At 61.8% G+C, this 22,066-nt stretch carries 21 protein-coding genes and 1 pseudogene; 7 read left to right on the forward strand and 15 right to left on the reverse strand.

Going from position 1 to position 22,066, the window contains the following annotated elements:
• Nucleotides 1-201: 201 nt before the first annotated feature.
• The 7 genes from G8E10_RS18565 to G8E10_RS18595 form a co-directional block, all read right to left on the reverse strand.
• Nucleotides 202-1,866 (reverse strand): ABC transporter ATP-binding protein, encoded by a 1,665-nt coding sequence (locus G8E10_RS18565; RefSeq protein WP_425530852.1) that lies wholly within the window; start codon nucleotides 1,864-1,866, stop codon nucleotides 202-204.
• Nucleotides 1,863-2,777: an ABC transporter permease gene (locus G8E10_RS18570; protein ID WP_167130241.1), complete on the reverse strand. Its 915-nt coding sequence runs from the start codon at nucleotides 2,775-2,777 to the stop codon at nucleotides 1,863-1,865. Before G8E10_RS18570 ends, G8E10_RS18565 begins: the two co-directional genes overlap by 4 nt.
• A gap of 12 nt (nucleotides 2,778-2,789) precedes the next feature.
• Nucleotides 2,790-3,704 carry an ABC transporter permease gene (locus tag G8E10_RS18575; RefSeq protein WP_110808377.1) on the reverse strand — a complete coding sequence of 305 codons (915 nt, stop codon included), beginning with the start codon at nucleotides 3,702-3,704 and terminating at the stop codon, nucleotides 2,790-2,792.
• Nucleotides 3,705-3,791: 87 nt separating this feature from the next.
• The gene (locus G8E10_RS18580; protein WP_167130242.1) at nucleotides 3,792-5,300 is read right to left on the reverse strand and encodes an ABC transporter substrate-binding protein; all 1,509 of its coding nucleotides are present in this window, start codon (nucleotides 5,298-5,300) and stop codon (nucleotides 3,792-3,794) included.
• Between the two features lie 124 nt (nucleotides 5,301-5,424).
• Nucleotides 5,425-6,330: a 5-dehydro-4-deoxyglucarate dehydratase gene (gene kdgD, locus G8E10_RS18585; protein ID WP_167130243.1), complete on the reverse strand. Its 906-nt coding sequence runs from the start codon at nucleotides 6,328-6,330 to the stop codon at nucleotides 5,425-5,427.
• Between the two features lie 52 nt (nucleotides 6,331-6,382).
• Nucleotides 6,383-7,126, reverse strand: a complete 744-nt coding sequence (locus G8E10_RS18590; protein ID WP_167130244.1) for a FadR/GntR family transcriptional regulator — start codon at nucleotides 7,124-7,126, stop codon at nucleotides 6,383-6,385.
• 433 nt (nucleotides 7,127-7,559) lie between these two features.
• Nucleotides 7,560-7,994, reverse strand: coding sequence for a hypothetical protein (locus G8E10_RS18595; protein WP_167130245.1), 435 nt, complete (start codon nucleotides 7,992-7,994; stop codon nucleotides 7,560-7,562).
• A gap of 439 nt (nucleotides 7,995-8,433) precedes the next feature.
• On the opposite strand from G8E10_RS18595, the gene paoA reads away from it, so the two are divergent.
• The 4 genes from paoA to G8E10_RS18615 all read left to right on the forward strand — a co-directional run bounded on the left by paoA (nucleotide 8,434) and on the right by G8E10_RS18615 (nucleotide 12,746).
• Nucleotides 8,434-9,072, forward strand: coding sequence for an aldehyde dehydrogenase iron-sulfur subunit PaoA (gene paoA, locus G8E10_RS18600; protein WP_167130246.1), 639 nt, complete (start codon nucleotides 8,434-8,436; stop codon nucleotides 9,070-9,072).
• Nucleotides 9,069-10,019, forward strand: coding sequence for an FAD binding domain-containing protein (locus G8E10_RS18605; protein ID WP_167130247.1), 951 nt, complete (start codon nucleotides 9,069-9,071; stop codon nucleotides 10,017-10,019). Before paoA ends, G8E10_RS18605 begins: the two co-directional genes overlap by 4 nt.
• A gap of 3 nt (nucleotides 10,020-10,022) precedes the next feature.
• Nucleotides 10,023-12,221, forward strand: a complete 2,199-nt coding sequence (paoC, locus tag G8E10_RS18610; RefSeq protein ID WP_167130248.1) for an aldehyde oxidoreductase molybdenum-binding subunit PaoC — start codon at nucleotides 10,023-10,025, stop codon at nucleotides 12,219-12,221.
• A gap of 144 nt (nucleotides 12,222-12,365) precedes the next feature.
• Nucleotides 12,366-12,746: a (R)-mandelonitrile lyase gene (locus tag G8E10_RS18615; protein WP_167130249.1), complete on the forward strand. Its 381-nt coding sequence runs from the start codon at nucleotides 12,366-12,368 to the stop codon at nucleotides 12,744-12,746.
• A gap of 73 nt (nucleotides 12,747-12,819) precedes the next feature.
• Here the strand turns inward: G8E10_RS18615 and G8E10_RS18620 are convergent, their stop codons facing one another.
• Nucleotides 12,820-13,293 carry a (R)-mandelonitrile lyase gene (locus tag G8E10_RS18620; RefSeq protein WP_425530853.1) on the reverse strand — a complete coding sequence of 158 codons (474 nt, stop codon included), beginning with the start codon at nucleotides 13,291-13,293 and terminating at the stop codon, nucleotides 12,820-12,822.
• A 226-nt stretch (nucleotides 13,294-13,519) separates the two neighbouring features.
• Here G8E10_RS18620 and G8E10_RS18625 point away from each other — a divergent pair, with 226 nt between their 5' ends.
• A complete protein-coding gene (locus tag G8E10_RS18625) occupies nucleotides 13,520-14,413 on the forward strand; it encodes a LysR family transcriptional regulator (protein ID WP_167130251.1) in 894 nt (297 codons plus the stop codon).
• Nucleotides 14,414-14,470: 57 nt separating this feature from the next.
• On the opposite strand, the gene G8E10_RS18630 is transcribed toward G8E10_RS18625, so the two are convergent.
• The 6 genes from G8E10_RS18630 to G8E10_RS18655 form a co-directional block, all read right to left on the reverse strand.
• Nucleotides 14,471-15,256, reverse strand: coding sequence for a carboxymuconolactone decarboxylase family protein (locus G8E10_RS18630; RefSeq protein WP_110808367.1), 786 nt, complete (start codon nucleotides 15,254-15,256; stop codon nucleotides 14,471-14,473).
• Between the two features lie 161 nt (nucleotides 15,257-15,417).
• Nucleotides 15,418-15,771 carry a cyclophilin-like fold protein gene (locus G8E10_RS18635; protein ID WP_281517659.1) on the reverse strand — a complete coding sequence of 118 codons (354 nt, stop codon included), beginning with the start codon at nucleotides 15,769-15,771 and terminating at the stop codon, nucleotides 15,418-15,420.
• 62 nt (nucleotides 15,772-15,833) lie between these two features.
• Nucleotides 15,834-16,532, reverse strand: a complete 699-nt coding sequence (locus G8E10_RS18640; RefSeq protein WP_110808366.1) for a hypothetical protein — start codon at nucleotides 16,530-16,532, stop codon at nucleotides 15,834-15,836.
• Between the two features lie 18 nt (nucleotides 16,533-16,550).
• The gene (locus G8E10_RS18645) at nucleotides 16,551-17,024 is read right to left on the reverse strand and encodes a hypothetical protein (RefSeq protein WP_167130253.1); all 474 of its coding nucleotides are present in this window, start codon (nucleotides 17,022-17,024) and stop codon (nucleotides 16,551-16,553) included.
• A gap of 172 nt (nucleotides 17,025-17,196) precedes the next feature.
• Nucleotides 17,197-18,306 (reverse strand): alpha/beta hydrolase, encoded by a 1,110-nt coding sequence (locus tag G8E10_RS18650; RefSeq protein WP_167130254.1) that lies wholly within the window; start codon nucleotides 18,304-18,306, stop codon nucleotides 17,197-17,199.
• A 55-nt stretch (nucleotides 18,307-18,361) separates the two neighbouring features.
• Complete coding sequence (locus G8E10_RS18655; protein WP_281517660.1) at nucleotides 18,362-19,606, reverse strand: MFS transporter; 1,245 nt, start codon at nucleotides 19,604-19,606, stop codon at nucleotides 18,362-18,364.
• 98 nt (nucleotides 19,607-19,704) lie between these two features.
• Here G8E10_RS18655 and G8E10_RS18660 point away from each other — a divergent pair, with 98 nt between their 5' ends.
• Together G8E10_RS18660 and G8E10_RS18665 are read left to right on the forward strand one after the other, a co-directional pair.
• Nucleotides 19,705-20,592 carry a LysR family transcriptional regulator gene (locus G8E10_RS18660; protein WP_110808388.1) on the forward strand — a complete coding sequence of 296 codons (888 nt, stop codon included), beginning with the start codon at nucleotides 19,705-19,707 and terminating at the stop codon, nucleotides 20,590-20,592.
• 80 nt (nucleotides 20,593-20,672) lie between these two features.
• Nucleotides 20,673-20,909: pseudogene (locus G8E10_RS18665) on the forward strand (SDR family oxidoreductase); the annotation flags it as partial.
• Nucleotides 20,910-21,090: 181 nt separating this feature from the next.
• On the opposite strand, the gene G8E10_RS18670 reads toward G8E10_RS18665, so the two are convergent.
• Nucleotides 21,091-21,984, reverse strand: coding sequence for a helix-turn-helix transcriptional regulator (locus G8E10_RS18670; protein WP_167130255.1), 894 nt, complete (start codon nucleotides 21,982-21,984; stop codon nucleotides 21,091-21,093).
• Nucleotides 21,985-22,066: the final 82 nt, after the last annotated feature.

The raw sequence follows: 22,066 nt of genomic DNA on the forward strand, positions 1-22,066 counted from the left end.
TAAGTGTCGGAATTGCAAGCTCAGTGATGATGAGGTGGTTTCGTTGACTGGATCGAGACGCTTGCTGGATTAAGGCATCCACTGATCTGGATGGGTGCAATCATATCATGCCATCGCGGCACTTCACCGCCTCCGCCGAATGCTTACGCTAGATCTTCATCGTTACCTAGATCAAACCCCGGCAACCTGTCCACCATAGAGCTAAGCAGTTTCTCTCCGAGTCTGCCATTTCGGCAACGGAACTGCGTTGAGCAACGTTCTTGTGTAATCGTGGAGGGGCGTGGCGAAGAGTGCAGTGGTTTCGTTCTCCTCGACAATACGACCTTGCTTCATGACGAGGATGCGATCGGCGAAGTGGCGCACGATCGGCAGGTCATGCGTGATGAAGATATAGGACAGGCCAAGCCGGTTGCGCAGATCCGCCAGCAGATCGATGACCTGCGCCTGGATCGACACATCGAGGGCCGAAACCGCCTCGTCGCAAATGATGAGTTCCGGCTCGCTGGCAAGCGCGCGGGCGATGGCGATCCGCTGGCGCTGTCCGCCGGAAAACTGGTGGATGTAGCGTCCTTCGTGTTCGGCCTTCAGTCCGACGAGTTCCAGAAGCTCGACGACACGGTCTCTCCAGCGCGCGCGTGGCAGGATGTCGCCGTGGATCTGCCACGGTTCCGAGATGATCGACCGGACGCTCATGCGCGGGTTCATCGAGCCGTAGGGGTCCTGAAACACCATCTGGACCCGGCGACGAAATGCCATCAGGTCTTTCCCCGTGAGATCGAAGATGTTCTGCCCGGCAAAGATAGCCTTGCCCGATGTCGGCTCGTTCAGGCGCATCAGCATGCGCGCGACGCTCGATTTGCCGGAGCCGCTCTCGCCGACGATACCCAGCGTTTCGCCTTTGCAAAGATGAAAGCCGACATCCTCCACCGCCTTGAACACCGATTTTCCGGCAAACGCGCCGGATGACAGGACGTAGTCTTTGCCGAGCCCTTCCACCTTCAGCAGCACCTCTTCGGCGCGTTCTCTGGAGCGCTTGTGACCGGCATCGGCAGCCTCGCCATGCGGCAGCGCGGCGATCAGTTTCCGGGTATAGGCGTGTTGCGGCGTCTCGAACACGTCTCTGGCCGGTCCGGCCTCTACCACCTTGCCGCTATTCATCACGATGATCCGGTCCGCCATGGACGCCGCCACCTCGAGATCGTGGGTAATCATGATCAGCGCCATGCCGGTCTCGCGCTGCAGATCGCGCAGCAGGTCCAGGATCTGTGCCTGAACGCTGACGTCGAGCGCCGTGGTCGGTTCGTCGGCAATCAGGATATCGGGTTTCAGCGCGATGGCGATGGCGATCATGATGCGCTGGCGCTGGCCGCCGGAGAACTGGTGCGGATAATGATCGACGCGCTGCTCGGGCTCGGGAATGCCGACGCGGCGCATGAGGTCGAGGATCCGGGAGCGCAGGTCGCCGCGGCCTTCGCCATGGCTGCGATAGACTTCCTCTATCTGTCGGCCGACTGTGTAGACCGGGTTCAGCGAGGCGAGGGGATCCTGGAAAATCATCGCGATGCGCCGTCCGTTGAGGGCGCGCCGCTTGTCCTCGTCGAGGCGCGCAAGCTCCTGGCCATCGAACAGGCAGCGACCGGAGACGATGTGGCCGGGCGGGCAATCGACCAGCCCCATCAGCGTGCTGGTGCTGACGCTTTTGCCCGAGCCGCTCTCGCCGAGAATGACCAGCGTCTCGCCGCGCGCGACATGGAAGGAGACATCATCGACCGCGCGGACGGGATCGCCATCGGACAGGAAGTCGACCGTCAGTCCCTCAACCTGAAGGATGGGTGCGGGCATTCTCGCGTCGTCGATCTTGCTCATCGGGCAGTCTTTCTCAGCGCCTGCAACCGCCAGCGCTGTTGCGGGTCGGCGACGGTGCGCGCCCAGTTGGAGAGAATGTTGAGCGACAAGGTCGTCATCATGATCGCAAGGCCCGGCCAGAAGGCGATCCACCACGCCGTCTGCAGATAGCCGCGCCCGTTCGCCACCATGGCACCCCAGGTGAAATCGGGTGGCTGTATGCCGAGGCCGAGGAAGCTTAGCGCGGACTCGGCAAGGATCACGGTCGCAAAATCGATGGCCGAGATCGTGACCAGCGTCGGCAGAACGAGCGGCGCGATATGGTGGAAGACGATGCGCACCGGCGAAGCGCCCATCGAACGGGCCGCGCTCACGAACATCCGCTCGCGAAGCTCCAGCACCTCTGCGCGGGCGGTTCGCAGGTAGATCGGCAGGCGCGTGATCGCCAGCACGATGACGAGGTTCGTCATGCTCGGCCCGAGCGTATAGAGGACGATCAGGGCGAGGAGAAGCGAGGGAAAGCTCATGATCACATCGGCGAAACGCTGTATGACATGGCTGTACCAGCGCTCGGAATAGCCGGCGATCAGGCCGAGCGCGCCGCCGACCAGCATGGAGCTGAACACGGCGGCCGCAGCGATCAGGATCGTGTTCTGCGCGCCGACGATCAGTCGCGCAAGGATGGGGCGCCCGAGCGTGTCTGCCCCGAGCACGTAGAGAAAGCCGCCATTAAAGGTGAAAGGCGCAAGGTTACGCTGGCGCAGGCCGAGCCGTGCGGCGGCGTCGCCGACGAGCAAGGGGCCGAACAGGACCAGGAGCAGAAGCAGCACGAGAAAGAGGGCGGAAGCAAACGCCATCTTGTCGCGCCAAAGGTAGGAGAGGAGCGGCATGCGCGGAGAGATCGCCGCGACGGGAGCCGAAAGAAGCGTCATCGGGCGTGCCTTCTAGTAACGGATGCGGGGGTCGAGGAATGCGTAGAGAAGATCGATTGCGATGTTGAGAAGGAAGATCGCGACGGCCGTCACGAGGATCGTCGACTGGACGACCGCGAAATCGCGCTGGATGATCGAGTCGATCATCAGCTTGCCGATGCCCGGCCAGCCGAAGATGGATTCGACCACGACCGCGCCGTTGACGAGCCCTGTCGCAAGATCCCCCGCCACCGTGACGATCGGCAGCAGCGAATTGCGCAGCGCATGGCCGAAGATGATCTCGCGGCGCGGCATGCCCTTGGCCCGGGCCGTCTTGATATAGGCGGCGGACAGGGCCGATAGCATCGTGCCGCGAACCACCTGCACCAGCAGCCCGAACGGCCGCAGCGTCAGCACGAAAATCGGGAGCACCCAGTGCGCCGCACTTCCCGTGCCGGAGGTCGGCAGCAACCCGAACCCGACGGCGAAGAGAAGGATGCCGACGATGGCGATCCAGAAATCGGGCGCGCTGGCGCCGGCCAGCGACACGAGGCTGGCGATGCGGTCGAACAAGCTGCCCGGACGCGCCGCAGCGAGCGATCCGACAACGATAGCCAGCGACGTCGCAAGCGCGATGGCCAAAAAGGCAAGCTTCAGCGTTTCGGGAAACGCCTCCAGCGCGACCTCCATGGCCGAGCGGTTCTGCCGAAGGGATTGGCCGAAATCGAGTTGTGCGAGATTGCCGAGATAGGTGAAGAACTGGACGATCGCCGGCTGATCGAGCCCGTTCAGCCGTGCAAACTGGGCGCGCGCATCGGCGCTCGCGTCCAGGGGCAGGTAGAGCGCGGAGGGATCACCTGTCAGGCGTGTCAGAAAGAAGACGAGCGTGACGAGGCCGATGATCGAGATCAGGCTGTACGACGCACGACGTCCGAGATAGCGGAGCATGGCAGGCCCTCGTTTGAGACTGTATCAGCCGGCAAAGAGCCGGCATGGGGAAAGACGCGCGGCAAGGCGCCGCGCGTCTTTCCGTCCTCAGGACTTGATGCCGATATTGGCCAGCGGGATTTCGCTGTTGGTGGTGATATCCGGCTTCCAGTCGAGGCGCTTGCCGACGCGCGTGTAGCCGATCATGTGGAACATCGGGATATCGGACACGACATCGGTGCGGACCTTGGCAAAAAGGGCCTTGAACTTCGCCGTGCGGTCATCGCCGGTTGCCGCCAGGGCCTCGTCCACCTGCTTGTCGAGCGCCGGGTCGTTCACGGTCGCATAGTTGCCGGTCGAGCGGTAGAAGATCGGAATGGTAAATGCCGCATCGCCCTTGTTGTTGTCGTGCATCATCTGCAGCATGTTGGCGCCCCGGTTTTCAGGGTATGGCTTCTGCAGGTACCGCAGCCAGTCGGCGACGTCGAGCATGGTCAGCTTCACGTTCAGCCCGGCGTCCTGCCACATGGCGACCATGGCCTCCATGGCTTCCGAGCCGTTGGGATAGATGCCGTTGCGGCCGATGAGAGTGATCTCAGTCTCGACCGGGACGCCCGCAGCCTTTGCCTCTTCCACCAGCTTCTTGGCCTCAGCGGCATCATATGTCCATGGCGAGAGGGCATCGTCATGCCCGTTGATGCCGGGCACGACCATCTGCGACGCGCGCTTGATGTCGTCTCCGAACAATTGGGCAAGCCCGTCCCAGTCGATGGCGAGGTTCAGAGCCTTGCGGATGCGCAGATCGTCAAGAGGCGGCTGCGCCGCATCGATGCGGATCGCCGTCGTCTCGGAGTTGAGATAGGAAAAATCCGTTTCCGGATTGGAGGCATCCTGGATCGCGATCGACGGGGTCAGGTCGGCCTCGCCGGTCTCGATCATGGCGGCCCTGATCGAGGATTCCGCGCGCCAGACATAGGTCGCGGCCGTCACTTTCGGTTTGTCGCCCCAGTATTTGTCGAAACTGACAAGTTCGACGGTCTGCGTATTGAAGGTCTTCAGGCGAAACGGTCCCGTGCCGACCGGATCGTTGACGGCCTTGTCGGCCGGCGTCTTCGGCGACACCACCATGACCACGCTGAGCAAGGTGGGAAGGATCGGCTCCGGGCGATCGGACTTGATCTCGACAGTCAGGTCGTCAAGGGCCGTCACCGTCAGCTTGGCATCGCCGAACTTCGCCATATTGTTGCAGTTCAGCTTGCCGCCCGTCATGCGCTCGATGGAAAAGGCGACCGCCGCCGCGTTGAAGGGCTCGCCATCCTGGAAGGTCACGCCATCCCTGAGCTTCAGCCGCCATGTCTGCGGATCGACCTGGCTCCATTCGGTCGCGAGCTTCGGGCGAGGCTGCCCGGTCGCCGCATCGATGACCGTCAGCGGCTCCACCACGTTCTGGGCGAGGATCTGCCCGACATTGGTGATGATGGTGCCGCAGGGCTCGAGATTCGCCGGCTGCTCCGGCAGCACGATGCGGATCGCCGTTGCGTCCTGCGCCATGGCATAGGATGCCGACGCTGCCGCCAGCAGGCCTGCTGTGATAAGACGTAGTGTGATGCCAGTCATGTTGCTCCTCCCGATTGAACACGATGTCGTCTGAAGTCGTACGGACCGCTGCGCGCAATAGTCTCGGCGCTTTCGTCCGATAGATGCGGCCCTTGCCCCTCCATGCGAGGCGAAGGCACCGTCGTCAGGCGCCGGCAGTCTCGATGAGGCTCGCCAGCATCTGTTTTTCGTCAGGGGTCAGGTCCGTCAGGGGCGGACGAACCGGCCCCGGGGTCTGGCCAACCAGTTCGACGCCGGCCTTGATGATGGAAACGGCGTAGCCGGCTTCCCGGTCGCGCAGAGCGGCGAACGGGAAGAAGAAGCGGTTGAGGATATCCTCCATCGTCGCCCGGTCGCCCGCTCGCATCGCCTTGTAGAAGCGCTGCGCCAGCGCCGGCACGAAATTGAACACGGCGGAAGAATAGGTCGTGACGCCGACGCCGTTGAAGCCTTCGGCAAACAACTCATGCGTCGGCATGCCGCCGATATAGCAGAGCCTATCCCCAAGCTTGGCGGTGACGTGACGGACCAGATCGACCCGTCCGGTGCCGTCCTTGAAGCCAATCAGGTTCGGGCAGGCCTCGGCAAGCCGCGCGACTGTATCGGCGGTCGCAACCGAATTGGCTCTGTTGTAAAGAATGACCCCGAGCGGCGTGGACTGGCAGACCGATTTGACGTGCCGGTAGATCCCCTCCTGCGACGCTTCCATCAGATAATGCGGCAGCAGCAGCAGACCGTCTGCGCCGGCCCGCTCCGCCTGGCGCGCGGTGTCTATGGCAAGCGAGGTGCCGTAGCCGCAGCCCGTGATGATCGGCACACTGCCGGAGGCCTCTTTCGCCGCCTTGGTGACCAGACCGACTTCTTCGGGCGACAGAGAAAAGAACTCGCCCGTGCCACCGGCCGCAAAGAGCGCCGCCGCCTCGAAGCCGGAAAGCCACGCCACATGTCGGCTGTAACTCTCCAGATGAAGGCTCAGGTCCGTCTGGAAATGGGTGACCGGAAACGACAAGAGACCCGATGCGATGGCAGATTTGATTTCTTCAGGCGACAACAGAACCTCCCATTCGTTGAAGCCTAAGTCGTATTATGACTTTTGGAATGAGTCAATCAGTAACCGGCAGCTTATGCTTTGGTCGTGATACCAGAGATCGGTATCGCTCCATGCCGGTCAGAAGATGCACGCGCATAGCTTCGCGGGCACGCTCAGGCTCTTGGGCGGAGATGGCATCGGCAATGGCGCGATGCTCATCCAAGATCGGATGATCGCGGCTTGGCAGCGGATCGACGCCGCCCATGACGCTTTTAAACTTCACGCGCGGGATCATCCGGCGGCCGATATGATCGAGGAACAACCTAAAGCGCGCATTGTTGGTGGCGGTGGCCACCGCCATGTGGAACTGGAAATCGACCTCGTCCGTCGGCTTTCCCATGTCGATCAGATCTCCGAAACGCTGGACCTGCGCCTGGATTTCCGCCTCCTGTGCAGGCGATCGACGCAAGGCGGCAAGGCCTGCGGCCTCGACTTCGACGCCGATGCGAAGCTCCAGTTCTTCGATGATGTCGGAGATTCTATCCGTTTCCCGGCTGAACAGATCCTGCAGCGGATCACCGGGTCGCGACGCGACGACGAAAACCCCGGCGCCCTGGCGCGACTCGACCATCCCATCGGCCCGCAACGCTGCGATCGCCTCGCGAATGACGGTCCGACTGAAGCCAAAGCGGCTGACCAGCGCCGGTTCCGTTGGAAGTTTGTCGCCAACCGCATAGACGCCCTCCTTGATCTGAGCCCTGATGATGTCGATGACGTCACTCGAATAGCGGCGCCCCCTTTGTGGTGCTGCACTCATAGAAGAGGCCTTACGATATCAGATGACATTCCAGAATTCGTATGACGATATGGTTTCATGGGAGCATGCGCCGGTCCGTTCCTCGTTGCGAGGTGACGTTCTTCCTGTCAGGAAATCAAGTCAATCCGATTGAACGGATTTTGATCGAGATCTGGTTGTCTTCGGTGGAATTAGCTGGCAGGCAAGCGATCCGGCGATGTCGTTCCAGTGGCATTAACCACCTACTTGAACAAGACGTCTTGGAGACACCTCCCAATGTTTGATCGCGGCTTACTTCCGCTACTAGCGCTTAACCGTGATACAAGAGTGCCTCATCGGCCTAGCGACACTGAAAGTAGATGATCATCGCCAATGGCACATCCTTGTTGCGAGAATGGATGCAATCTCTTGGAAAATCCTCTCATCTTGTTTTCCAGCGTTCCGCGTGGGCGGGTCAGGCGATAAAACGCATCTGCTCGATAATATGCAGGCCGGCTCCTTCGACGTGTTGGGCAATCACGCGCCGCGCCTGGCAAAGATGAAATTGTCGAGGCATTGCCGTCGACTGGACACCGGTGTCCTGCGTGGAGCTCTGCAAGGAGATGGTCGCTAGGTGCCCAATCTCTATCTTATCTTCAGCTAGGCCGATGACATGGCGCTCGGCTGTGCCGGCTTGATACAGGCGTCCGGCTCGAAGGTGAAATTGATGTCCACTGGCGGTGGATCGGCTGCAGGCAATGCCGCCGTCGCCAAAGGGAAGTTCGATGGCTCCGTCTTCACATGCCCGGCGCTTCTCGGTTGCCCGATGTTCAGGTATTGTCTGAGGGGCAACCGGCCCGAAGGCGCAGAAAGCCCAGGTCATCAGATATGACAGCGTCTCGATTACCAAGGATACGCTGCAGACCTGCCCGCCGGGTAGGTTTCGTCGTCAGGAACTTGGACGACGTTGCCGACGTGCCACCACCGTGTAGAAAATACACGGGGAGCGCAACCGTACTCAAACGCTCTCCGACACTGCAAATCCTAGTGGCCAAGAAGGCGTGCTGTTACGGTTGTTCAAGATGATCTGGACATTGAAGGCCCTCTGCTTTCGCCGTACGAATGGCAGTCGGCTTTTCCATTTGTCTGCTCTACCGAGATGATGGCAACCGTGTTCTCGGAAACATTTTACATTAAAAATAACGAATGAAAAGATTGCGATGATCCATGTTCAGGGTCGATAAGCCCTTTCGGAAATAGGGGGGTAATCCATTGACGGCGGTTTCACTAACTTAGTGTTGCGCTGCCGGTCGTAGCGCCTGACGTCCTTCTTTGGATTGGAGCTGGCCATGCTAAACCCGACGCAACTGGAAATATCCCGACGAAATCTGCTGATAACCTCGGCCGCAGCGGCTGCGGCAACGAGTGCCTTGCCGCTGTCGGCGGCAGCACAGACATCGCAGACGGAAACCGAACTCACAAGTACGGTCGCATTTGCCGTCAACGGTGAAAGGCGAGAGCTGAACATCGATAACCGCACGACGCTTCTCGACGCGCTTCGCGAGCACCTGCATCTGACAGGCACGAAAAAGGGCTGTGACCACGGGCAGTGCGGAGCGTGCACCGTCATGGTGGGCGGACGCCGCGTGAACGCCTGTCTGACGCTCGCCATCATGCATGAGGGCGACGAGATCACCACGATCGAGGGCCTGGGACAACCCGGCAACCTCCATCCCATGCAGGCGGCCTTCGTCAAGCATGACGGCTTTCAGTGCGGCTACTGTACGCCGGGACAGATCTGTTCCTCCGTCGCCGTGCTCGAAGAGATCAAGGCGAACATTCCGAGCCACGTGACGACCGATCTCACCGCACCGGCCTCGGCGAGTGCAGAGGAAATCCGCGAACGCATGAGCGGAAATATCTGTCGGTGCGGCGCCTATTCCAACATCGTGGATGCCATTACTGACGTCGCGGGGACACGCGCATGAGAGCCTTTACATATGAACGCGCCTCGACGATCGAGGCCGCAGCCGCATCGGCTGCTTCCCATCCATCCACCCGGTTCATTGCCGGCGGCACCAACCTCCTGGATCTGATGAAGCTCGAGATCGAGGTGCCGACACATCTGATCGACGTCAACGGTCTCGGCCTCGATACGATCGAGAAGACGCCGGAGGGTGGCCTTCGCATCGGTGCGCTGGTTCGCAACACCGATCTGGCGGCAGACAAGACCGTGCGCCGAGACTATGGCCTGCTCTCGCGGGCACTTCTCGCCGGAGCCTCCGGTCAGCTTCGCAACAAGGCGACGACGGCCGGAAATCTTCTGCAGCGGACGCGCTGTCCTTATTTCTACGATACCAACCAGCCCTGTAACAAGCGCCAGCCGGGCAGCGGCTGTTCCGCCATCGAGGGCTTCAGCCGCCAGCTCGGCATCGTCGGCGTCAGCGATTCCTGTATCGCCACACATCCGAGCGACATGGCCATTGCCTTGCGGGCTCTGGATGCCGTGGTGGAAACCGTCAAGCCAGATGGCCGGCGTCACGCGGTGCCGATCGCCGAGTTCCACCGCCTGCCGGGCAATACCCCGCATATCGAAACCGTTCTGGAGCAGGGCGAATTCATTACAGGTGTCGTCCTGCCCGCGCCGCTCGGCGGCCGCCACATCTACCGCAAGGTCCGTGACCGCGCGTCCTATGCGTTCGCGCTCATTTCCGTGGGTGCGGTGATCCAGCCCGACGGGACCGGCCGCGTCGCGGCCGGCGGCGTCGCTCACAGGCCATGGCGGGTCGAGGCGGCAGACGTTGCGCTGCCGCAAGGGGCAAGGCCCGCAACGGCTGCTCTTCTTGCCGATGCGCGGCCGACGGAACACAACAGGTTTAAGATCGATCTGGTCGAGCGCACGCTCGGGGCGGTCATTGCAGAAGCAAAGGGTTGAGCCATGAAGTTCGACACACCAGCCACAACCAATCCGATCGACCAGATGAAAGTCGTGGGCAAGCCGATCCCGCGTATCGACGGCTACCTCAAGGTCACCGGCCAGGCAAAATACGCCTATGAGTGGCATGACGCTTCCACGCCCTACGCGTACGGCTATCCGGTCGGCGCCTCGATCGCACGCGGCCGGATTACGTCGATGGACATTGCCGCCGCCGAAAAAGCGCCCGGTGTTCTGGCCGTCGTGACGACGCTGGCCGTCGGTGAGCGCAAGAAGGGCAAGTTCAATACGGCAAAGCTCTTCGGCGGCGACGAGGTGCAGCACTACCACCAGGCGATTGCCGTCGTTGTGGCCGAGACCTTCGAGCAAGCGCGGGCGGCGGCTGCGCTGGTGAAGGTCGATTATGCGGAAGAAAAGGGGGCCTTCGACCTGAAGGAGGCGATGAAGACGGCGGACAAGCCGGCGGATTCGCAGCAGCCCGACACCTCCGTCGGCGATTTCGACGCCGCCATCGGCAGTGCCGCCATCACCCTGGACGAAGCTTACTCGACGCCCGACCAGTCCCACGCGATGATGGAGCCCCACGCCTCCATCGCTGCGTGGAACGGCGACGAGGTGACGGTATGGACATCGAGCCAGATGATCGACTGGTGGCGGGCCGATCTGGCGACGACGCTCGACATTGATAAGGAGAAGATCCACCTGATGTCGCCTTTCATCGGCGGCGGCTTCGGCGGCAAGCTTTTCCTGCGCTCGGATGCGGTTCTTGCGGTTCTCGGAGCACAGGCGGCCAAGCGGCCGGTCAAGGTTGCCCTGCCGCGGCCCTTCATGATCAATAACACCACCCACCGCCCGGCAACCATCCAGCGCATCCGGATCGGAGCGGAGCGTGACGGGAAAATCACGGCGATTGCCCATGAAAGCTGGTCCGGCGACCAGCCGGGTGGCCAGTTGGAGGCGGCTGTCGCGCAGACCCGTCTGCTCTATGCCGGTGCAAACCGCATGACGGCCATGCGGCTGGCGACGCTGAATCTGCCGGAAGGCAATGCGATGCGCGCGCCGGGAGAGGCGCCCGGTCTGATGGCCCTCGAAATCGCCATGGACGAGATGGCTGAGAAGCTGGGCCTCGATCCGATCGAGTTCAGGATCCTCAACGATACGCAGGTGGATCCCGAGAAGCCGGAGCGGCCGTTCTCGCACCGCAACCTCATCGGTTGTCTCAAGCTGGGTGCCGAGACGTTCGGCTGGAGCAACCGGGGCAAGCCTGGCGCGCGTCGCGAAGGAAACTGGCTGATCGGCCAAGGTGTCGCGGTCGCCTTCAGAAACAACATGATGCTGCCATCCGGCGCGCGTGTGCGGCTGGACAGGCAAGGGATTGCCACCGTCGAGACGGATATGACCGACATCGGCACCGGCAGCTACACGATCATCGCACAGACGGCCGCCGAGATGCTGGGTCTGCCGATGGACAGGGTCGCGGTGCAGCTGGGCGATTCCCGCTTCCCGGTTTCGGCCGGCTCGGGCGGGCAGTTCGGCGCGAACTCCTCCACGTCGGGCGTTTATGCCGCCTGCGTGAAGTTGCGGGAAGCCGTTGCGGCAAAGCTCGGCTTCAACTCCGACGACGTCGTCTTCGAGAATGGCGAGGTCCGCTCCGGCAATCGCTCGGTTCCCCTGACCGAGGCTGTGGGAGACGAGGGCCTCGTCGGAGAAGACACGATGACATGGGGCGATCTGACCCAGACACATCAGCAATCGACGTTCGGCGCTCACTTCGTCGAGGTCGGCGTGGATGTCGCAACGGGAGAAAGCCGTGTCCGCCGCATGCTGGCCGTCTGCGCCGCCGGTCGAATCCTGAACCCGATCACCGCGCGCAGCCAGGTCATCGGCGCCATGACAATGGGGGTCGGCGGGGCGCTTTCGGAGGAACTCGCGGTCGATACGCGTCGCGGCTTCTTCGTCAATCACGACCTTGCGGGCTATGAGGTGGCGGTCCATGCCGACATCCCGCACCAGGATGTCATCTTCATGGACGAAACGGACCCGATGTCGTCGCCGATGAAGGCCAAGGGCGTTGGCGAACTCGGTCTCTGCGGCGTCTCGGCGGCGATCGCCAATGCCATCTATAATGCATCAGGGGTTCGCGTCCGACACTACCCGCTGACGCTCGACAAACTGATCGGTAAGCTTCCCGACGTCGCATGATCGCAAGGGACGGCGGCTGGTGTTCAGCCGCCGTCCAACAGGTCATTTCCGTTGCCCGGTCAAGGGCGGGGTGATGGACGTCGGCGGGGCGCATCCATGCCCAGCGCCACCAACACAGGAAGAATTCCATGAAAATCGACAGGAATGGGATCTCAGCCGTCCGCAAAGGGCCCGGAAGACTGGTTCACCGGAACAGTCCGGATCGATGCGCTTTTCGCTGCCAACGACGCCCGTCGGGGAGCCTCCGCCCTCGTCACGTTCGAACCCGGCGCACGCACGGCATGGCATACGCACCCTCTCGGCCAGACGCTGATCGTCACTGCGGGTTCCGGGCTCGTTCAGCGCGAAGGAGGTCCGATCGAGGCCATTCGTCCGGGTGATGTCGTCTGGTTCGAACCGGGCGAAAAGCACTGGTATGGCGCATCTCCAACGACAGCCATGACGCATATTGCGATCCAGGAGCACCTCGACGGCAAGGTCGTCGACTGGCTCGAACACGTGACCGACGCGCAATACAAGCCGTGACCGCGTAAGCCGGCATCGCGGTGCCGGGCGACACGTTCCATCGCCCGGCCAGCGGATGAACCGGGATGGCGGATCAGTCGAGATACTGCTCGTCGGTGACCTTCTCCATCCAGTCGACGGCTTTGCCGTCTTTCACGTTGGAGACAGCGATATGGCTCATGCCATTCTTGTCGGTTGCCCCGTGCCAATGCTTCGTGCCCGGTGGCGTCCAGATCACGTCGCCCGGGCGGATCCGGCGCTTTTCGCCGCCTTCTTCCTGTACCCAGCCGGCGCCGGATGTCACGATCAGAATCTGTCCTGCGGGATGCGTGTGCCACGCCGATCGCGCCTCCGGCTCGAATGTCACGAGCGCCCCTGAATTGGCCGTATGCGCGTTGTTCCGGTAAAGCATATCGACGACGACCGAACCGGTAAAGTTGGCCTTAGGACCCCGGGCGCTCGCGCGTGAGCCAGCCGGAAAGATCTCGGTGGCCTGAGAGGTCGCGGTGGCCTGAGAGATTTCGGGGGATTGAGCGAACGCTCCTGCAAATGAGGTGCAGGCTATCATGGCAGTCGTGGCGAAGAGTTTCATCATATCGTCCTTCTGTCGGTTTCGCGGGTTCGTTCCAGGCGCTTGCCGGCCGGTGCCGGCGTTGCGCCTGTGCGGGAGATGGTGATGTGCGGCCCTCGGGATTAGCGGGCAGAACGTGAAGAGAGATATGGGTGTCATTCATAAGCGAACTGCGCCCATGTCGGCGGGTCGCCTGCAAGGATTTGATGAAGGAGGTGCGGGCATGCTGAGGGAAAACGTGACGGACCTCATGGCATTCGTGGTCGTTGCGCGCGAACGCAGCTTTACGCGGGCTGCGGCCCAGCTCGGCCTTTCGCAGTCCGGAATCAGCCACTCGATCCGCGGGCTCGAGGAGCGTCTCGGCGTTCGTCTTCTCACGAGAACCACGCGAAGCGTCTCGCCCACGCCCGAAGGCGAGCGGCTTCTGGCAACGATGGCGCCGCGCTTTCTGGAGATCGAGCAGGAGCTCTTCGCGTTGAGCGATCTCAGGGAGAAGCCGGCGGGAATGATCCGCATCACGGCAGATGACTTTGCGATCGACACTGTCTTGTGGCCGAAGCTGCAAAAGGTTCTGTGCAACTATCCGGAAATCAAGGTCGAGCTCGTCGTCGATTATGGCCTGACCGACATCGTCGCCGAGCGTTTCGACGCCGGCGTTCGGCTCGGCGAGATCATCTCTCAGGGAATGATCGCGGCAAGGATAAGCGGCAACCAGCGGATGGTGGCGGTCGGCGCGCCCGCCTACTTTGCGGATAGGTCCGAACCGATTGTGCCGCAGGATCTGACCGGCCACAACTGCATCAACCTCCGGCTTCCGACGAAGGGAGGCCTCTACGCCTGGGAGTTCGAAAAGGACGGTCAGGACTTCAAGGTGCGCGTGAACGGTCAGCTGACGTCGAACGGGGTCAGGCAGATCCTGCAGATGGCATGCGATGGCTACGGGATCGCGTTCATTCCCGAGGGCCTCGCCCTTCCCGATCTTCAAGCGGGCCGGCTCGTGCAGGTGCTGGGCGACTTTTGCCCGTACTATCCGGGCTATCATCTCTACTACCCGTCGAGACGGCAGCCCTCGGCCGCCTTCTCGATTGTCCTCGACGCATTGCGCGAACGCGGCTAGGGCATTTCCGGCGAACACGGGCTCACCGGAAATGCCCCGGTCTTTCGTTTTTGCCGATCAGGAGGCACGCTTTGCAATGACGTCTTTCACCACGGGGACCGCGGAGAAGACGTTCGGCCAACCCGCATAGAAGGCGAGTTGCGTCAGAAGTTCGGATGCCTCTTCCGTTTTCAGGCCGTTATCCATCGCGCGATTGAGGTGGTAGGGGACCTGAGCGACCTGCCCATTGGCGATCAACGATGTTACCGTGATCAGGCTTCGGTCGCGCGGGCTCAGACCGGGCCGAAGCCACACGTCCTTGAACAGAAGATCATTGGTGTACTCGGCCAGGCCGGGAGACGTCGGACCGACGGTTTGTTCGACGGTCGCTCGCCGGGATGCATCCTTCTCTGCATCGAGAGGCATCAGGGCCGGCTTTGCCGGGGGAAGCTGATCCGGGCCGATGCCCCGTGCGGCAAACACATCCTTTGCCACGCCCACGGCTGCCGTTGCATTTGCCCAACCGGAATAGAACGCCAGATGCGTGATGATCTCCGAGAGTTCTGCCGGCTTGACCCCGTTGTCGAGCGCGAGACTGAAATGGTACGCGAATTCGGCAGGCTGGTTTCTGGCGATCAGGGCGGCGACCGTAATCACGCTTCGATCGCGCGGCGCCAGTCCCGGGCGCTTCCATACATCGCCGATGGCTGAGGTCGCGGTATAGTCCGCCAAAGCCGGCGATACCGCTTTCATGTCCTCCAGCGTCACCGGCGGCGTCGCGAGCGGGTGTTTCCGATCGTCAGCAAGGGCCGGCGCGGCGGTCAGGGAGAGGGAGAGTGCCGTAGCGGCGAGGTGCTGCTTCATGAGAAAATCCTTTCGTTTACGGCGGGCACGAGCGCGTCCCCTCAACGATATGGCGACGGTATCCTTCCGGATTAGACACCGGCACCTGATAGGACTTATGAGCCGAGCCCATGAAAGCCGGGTGCAGCGGATCTGCCTCCCGCTCTCCCCCCGGGAGACCCTCAGCGCGCGCTATCGACCTTGACGGTGACCTTGCCGGGCCGGTCGAAGATGGAGACGTCGCCCTTGACCTGACCGAGAATGACAATGCCGGGCGCTGGAACCTCTCCGTCGCGATAGTAGATGACGAAATCGCCGGAGCTCCACAGGCCGAGCGTGCCCGCGGAGAACGCACGCTGGCTCGGCGCGGAGGGCAGGGCGGAGGGCAGGTTGCCGGTCTTTTCCTGACGAAGATGGTCGTCCATCTCGATCGTCAGCGGCAACATGCCGGCGAGGGCGCGGGCGGCCGCGTTGTCGGCGAGTTCAGCGGTAACATCGCCCCATTCGGACGAAATGCGGATACGATCTTGGGCCAAGGCGGTCCCTCCCATGAAAAGCGTGAGTAAAACTGCGGAATATGTCGTTCGTGCGAGCTGTTTCATATCTGGTCTCTCGTTGCTGGACGTGAAGTCTGGCGGTGTGCCCTGATCGATACCATGGCGTAATGCGAAAGAACGGCCGCCCCTGCCATGACGGCCGTCCAGTGGGCGAAAAACGGCGTCACGGAGCTGGTGAAGTCCCAGAAGGCGATGCTGTAGCCAAGTGTCAGCTTGGTCGATACGCCGAGCACGGCGAAGCTCCATGCGCCGAAGCCGAGAAGGAGCAGAGCTGCAAGACGCCCCATGCCTGTCCTGATGCGGGACGGTGAAACCCCAAGAGCCGTTCGCGCCGTGGTCATCACGCGTGTCCAGTGACTGCCGGCATGAACGGCCACGATCAACACCACCCAATAGGCCGAGAACCAGTGAAGCTCGACAATGCCCACCTGGTCCGTCAGAGGCGGCATGCCGGGCAAGGACCGTGAGATCAGCAGGCTGGTACAGACCAGCACCGTCATGAGGATGGCGAGCCATGCGTGTACGAGCGTCACCGCCCAGCGATGCAGGTCGTAACGCCCCGTCCCGAGCCTCATGAACCACCGCCGGTTCACGGTCAGGTGCCAGGCCAGAAGAGTGAACATCGCAGCCCCGAAAAGCTCATGCGGTCCGTTGTCGAGCCACCAGTAGGCGAGCGAGAGCATGAGCAACGCGGCCATGCTCGCTGGAAGAAGAATGCGGCGGGTCCACAATCGAAACATGACGGCAGCCTGCAGGCGTCAGAGCGTGTCATCATCGGCAAGAGCGCCGCTGAGGGTGAACAGGAACTGCTCGGCTCGGCGCGAACGGTGACAGGCATAGCATTGAGCCACATTCTCGTCCGCTTTCACGGTTCGGTCAGGCCAGAACCACTGATATTCCCATTGATCTGCGCCAGCGCCGATCTTCTGCGCGACGAGGTAGCGCGTGAGAACGTCACTCTGATAATCGACAAGAACCATGTGCGTCCCCGTTGGAACCGGTTCGCCCGCCTTGAGGGCTGCAAGCGCCGCAGCGCTCGTCAGCATGTGCTCGCGGGTGACACCCCGTCGAACGGTCGTGTAATGCTTAAGCTCATCGAGCGGCGGAAACGTAACCGCGTTCGGAGCCGCAAGCGCCGGTGTCGGCGACACTTCGGCTTCTGCGAAAAAGGTGCCCGTCAGGACGATCGCGAACGGCACGGAGAGCAAGCCGGACCAACGGGAAACATGCATTGCGATCATCCTTCAAAGCTGGACGGCAAAGGCCTTTGGCCGGTGGCCGATGCAGGCCGTACGGAAACCTGCCTGTCGGACGACGAGCCGGTATTCCGGCCGGATGTCGCGCGGACACCGGCCGGGAAGAGAAGCATGAAAACGGGGCCGAGATCGTCGGCGGTTTACAGGCTTATGCGAGGTGCTGGTCGAAGAAGCCTTTCAGCTTGTCGAAGGGGATCAAATCCACACGGTCGTAGAGATCGACATGGCCGGCGCCCTTTACCCAGACGAGTTCCTTCGGCTCCGACGCCCTGTTGTAGGCCTCCTGGCTGAACTCCTTCGAGTGGGCCTGGTCGCCCGAGATGAACAGCATCGGGCGGGGGGAGATGGTCTCGATATCGTTGAACGGGTAGAAGTTCATGAACTTCACGCTGCTGCTGAGGCTCGGCTTCGTCGTCGTCTCCCGGGTCACGCCCGCCGGCGTGAATTCACCGCGCGGCGTGCGGTAGAAGTCGTAGAATTCGCGCTGGATCGGATCGGTTTCGGCCGTCAGTTCCAGCGTGGTGCCGCCAATGTGCTGGATGCCGGCGCCATCTGCTTCTGCCCAGCGCTGTTCGGCTGCCGTGGCGATGAAGGCCTTGCGCTGCTCGACCGTCTGGGACTTGTTCAGCGCATCGCGGAACGCGGCGCCCATGTCGTACATGCTGACCGTGGCGACGGCCTTGATGCGCGGATCGATCTTGGCGGCGCTGATGACGAAGCTGCCGCTACCGCAAACGCCGATGGCGCCGATATTCTGGCGATCCACGAAAGGCTGCGAGCCGAGGAAGTCCACGCCTGCGCTGAAAGCTTCCGCGTAGGCTTCCGGCGACACCACATTGCGCGGCTGGCCTTCGCTCTCGCCCCAGAAGGGCAGGTCGATCGACATGGCGACGAAGCCCTGCTCGGCCATCTTAGTGGCGTAGAGATTGGCGCTCTGCTCTTTCACGGCGCCCATCGGGTGGCCGACGATGATGGCCGGATTCTTGGCGGCCTGGTCCATATCCTTGGGAAGGAACAGGTTGCCGGCAACAGCGGTCTGGTACTGGGTCTTGAAGGTGACCTTCTGCGATGTCACCCGATCGCTGGTGTAGAAGTTGGAAGCGCCGTTGGACATGTCTTGAGCCTTTGCAGTCATCGTATCGAAAATGGAGATCGTGCCGAGAGCGGCGACGCCGGCACCCGTCATCTTGAGCAGGTTGCGACGATCGATGCCGGTCGTCGGAGTTTTCAGGTCGTCGAGGTAAGTTTCATCAGTCATATCGATGGGTCCTTGGTTCAGGGGGCGACGGAAGATGATCGGGTGTCGCGGGATGTCAGCGACATTTAGAACGCCAAGCCACTGCGGCGAGAAGGGAAGAGCCGGCCAGAAGGACGGCTGCGAACAGGAAAGTCGTCCACCAGCCCGTCGCATCGAACAGCACGCCGCCTGTCGAGGCCCCGAGCGTGATGGCGAGCTGGATGGTTGCGACCTGCAGCCCGCCGCCGGCTTCGGCGTCGTCGGGCATGGTTCGGCTCAGCCACGTGCCCCAGCCCACCGGTGCCGCCGTGCCGAGCAGGCCCCAGCCGATGAGCAGGAAGGCGGTCGACGTGGCGGACGATCCCGAGGCGATCAGGCCCAGCGCGATCACGGCCATGAGCAACGGTATCGTGATCAGGACGGGAAAGAGCCGGGTGCCCAGCATTTGGCTGACGACGTAGGTGCCCACGACACCTGCTATTCCCATCAGGAGGAGGAGGAGCGACAGGGTCGAGATCGAAACGGAGGTGACCGTCTCAAGGAAAGGGCGAAGATAGGTGAACAATGCGAACTGCCCCATGAAGAGCAACAGGATCGACGCCATGCCGATGGCGACTTCCGGCCGAAGAAGAAGCCGGAACACGTTGGAAGACCTTATGCCGGACGTCGTATCGGCGGAGCGCGGCGGTACCGAAGGCATGCTGACCCACTGCCAGACGAGAGCCACAAGCGCCAGCGGAACGACGGCGAAAAAGGCGCCACGCCAGCCGATATAACTCCCGAGCAGGCTGCCGAGCGGTGCGGAAATCGTGGCGGCGATGGCGTTTCCGGCGTTCAGCATGGCCAAACCCTTGGGAACGGAATCTTCGGGAACGAGGCGCATGACGATCGAGGTGGACATCGACCAGAAGCCGCCGATCGCCACGCCCAGCAGGGCGCGTCCGATCATTAGGACGAGATAACTCGGAGAGAACGTGACGATGGTTCCTGAAATCACCAGCATCAGCGAAAACGAGGCAAGCACCAGCCGCCTGTCCAGCCTGCGCGTCAGGCCGGACACAAAGAGGCTTGTGAGAACGGCAAAGACGCCGGAGATCGAGATCGCCTGTCCAGCCCGGCCTTCCGTCACCCCCAGTTCGGTTGCGATAGGGGAGAGGAGGCTGACCGGCATGAATTCCGAGGCGATGAGGACGGCAACACAGAGCGCCATCGAGACAATCGCGCCCCAGGCGGCCTTCGGCAGGGGCGAAGCGGGAACGACCTGTTGTTCAAGGTCTGGATCACTGGCGAGATGAGTGTGTTTCACAGCTTTCGATGTCATGACCGCAACATAAGCTTAATGGGGACCGAAAATTACCCATTGCAATTCGCTTGAACTTATCGATGATCGACATCAATGCAGGGGTGGTGCGGCCGGTCATGAAGCGCGAAGATTTGAACGACATGCTCTGGTTTCTCGCCGTTGCGGAAGAGCGCAGCTTTACCAAAGCGGCGGCAAAACTTGGTACGTCGCAATCAACCATCAGCCATACGATCAAGAAGCTTGAGGCTCGCATAGGGCTGCGTCTCTTGAGCCGCACGACGCGAAGCGTTGTTCCGACGGAGGCGGGAGAGCGCCTGATCCGCTCGCTTGCGCCGCGCATCGAGGAACTCGAAACCGAGATCGACGAGTTGATGGAGAGCCGCGACAAACCTGTCGGCTCGGTGCGGATCACGTTGTCGGACTATGCCCAGGAAAGTATCGTCTGGCCGAAACTTCGCCCGCTGCTACGTCAGTATCCCGATATCAAGGTCGAGTTGAATAGCGATAACGGGTTCCGCGATATCGTCGAGGAGAAGTTCGATGCGGGCGTGCGGCTGGGCGAAAGCGTGGACAAGGACATGATCGCGGTCCGCATCGGCCCTGACTGGCGGCTGGTCGCGGTCGCATCGCCGGATTACTTGGGGACGTGTTCGACACCAAAGGCGCCTCAGGAACTGGTCGGCCACCCTTGCATTAACCACCGGCAGGCGCGAGCCGGCGGTCTCTACGCCTGGGAGTTCGAAAAGGACGGCCGTGAGGTCAGGGTCCGTGTGGAAGGTCAGCTTACGTTCAACACGTCCTACGCCATGATCGATGCGGCCATCGCAGGCTATGGTATTGCCTATGTGCCGGAAAGCCTCGTCACCGCCGAGGTCGCCGCTGGCAGACTCATCCAGATCCTCGACGACTGGTGCCCGATGTTTCCCGGCTACTACCTCTACTACCCGAGCCGCCGCCAGAACTCGCCGGCGTTCAAGATCGTCGTCGATGCGTTGAGGGCCTGATTGCTGGTTGCACTGCGGAGCACCGGAACACGTCACGAGTTCGACTTAACATCCATTCGTTAGACTAGATGCTCATGCAAGCAGAACTCGAACCCAAAGGTATTCGCGTTAACGTCGTTGCACCCGGCCCTACGGATACGGCCATGATGGCTGCTGTCGCGGAAGACACTCGCGCGGCAATTGTTGCTCCGATTCCGATGGGTCGTATGGCAAAGCCGTCAGAAGTGGCTGCGGCCTCCTTGTTCCTGTTGAGTGATGATGCAAGCTACATCGCCGAGGCTGAACTATGCGTAGAAGGCGGCTTGCGGCAAGTCTAGGGAGCCGCCGAAACGCTGTACCCGCTCTGGAGTTGGTCGGGTACAGCAAAACGCACTCGATAAGAGACCGACTTGAAAGCGGACATGCCTTACAGCGATTTCGTGTCGGCTGTGCGCTTTCGAAGTGGGCATTGCAGGGCAGAACGAGCACAAAATAGGCGGCGAGACAGGGCTGTCGAGGTCAGTCTGTTCGGGCGAACACCCCTGGCGTGACACCGACATGCCGTGTGAATGCGACGCTGAACGCGCTGGCGGAGGCATAACCGATCCGTGTTGCGATCTCGACCAGCGGCGCCTCTCGCCGGACCAACAGGTCCTTTGCAAGCACCATGCGCCAGCCCGTCACGTATTCCATCGGAGGGACGCCCACCTGCCTTCGGAAGCGGTCGAAGAATGCCGACCGAGACATAGCGGAGGTCTCTGCTAGTTCCTCGACGGACAAGCCTCCACTCGGGTCCTGATGGATGCGTCGTAGTGCTGGAGCCAGGCGCATGTCGGAAAGCCCGCGCAACAATCCCGGAGATGTCTCAGCCCCTCCTGTACTCCGCAGAGCGTCGATGAAGAGAACCTCCAGCAACCGGCTCAGGATCATGTCCCGCGCTGCAAGTCCGCCGACCATCTCGGCGTGAATCATCCCGACGAGATCCATGAGCCGCCGCTCGCCTCGAGCATGAACGATGTCCGGCAGCAGCGAGCTCAGCAACTGCTTGTCGTTCGCCAAGAAGGAACAGTGACCCACCAGGGCCGTGACGTCGGACGGTGTGTCAGGATCGCCGAGGCGGAAGACGCCCGGACCGGTCTCCAGCCGTCGCGGTAACGTGCCTGACGGAGGCGGTTCAAGGCTGCTCATGGTAAATGCGTGGATTTGCGGCACGAGAACGAAATCACCGGACTCGAGGATGATCGGCGATCTGCCGGCGATCGTGAGCAGGCAGCGTCCCTCTACAATCGCGCAATAGAACGGACTACCAAGCTCGCGACGCTCGACCGACCATGCCCCACCGGCCATAACCAGCTTGGCGATTGATGGTACGGGCTTGAGCAGCGAGACGATCTGGGCGAGTGGATCGGACATATTTGGACTTTCACGAAATAGGTACGGGCGTTTAAATATAGATCGTCCCGTCCTGTGCGTCCATCTTGGCAGCGCACAAGGA

This window comes from Ferranicluibacter rubi, assembly GCF_011603255.1.
In the GTDB taxonomy this organism is placed as follows: domain Bacteria; phylum Pseudomonadota; class Alphaproteobacteria; order Rhizobiales; family Rhizobiaceae; genus Ferranicluibacter; species Ferranicluibacter rubi.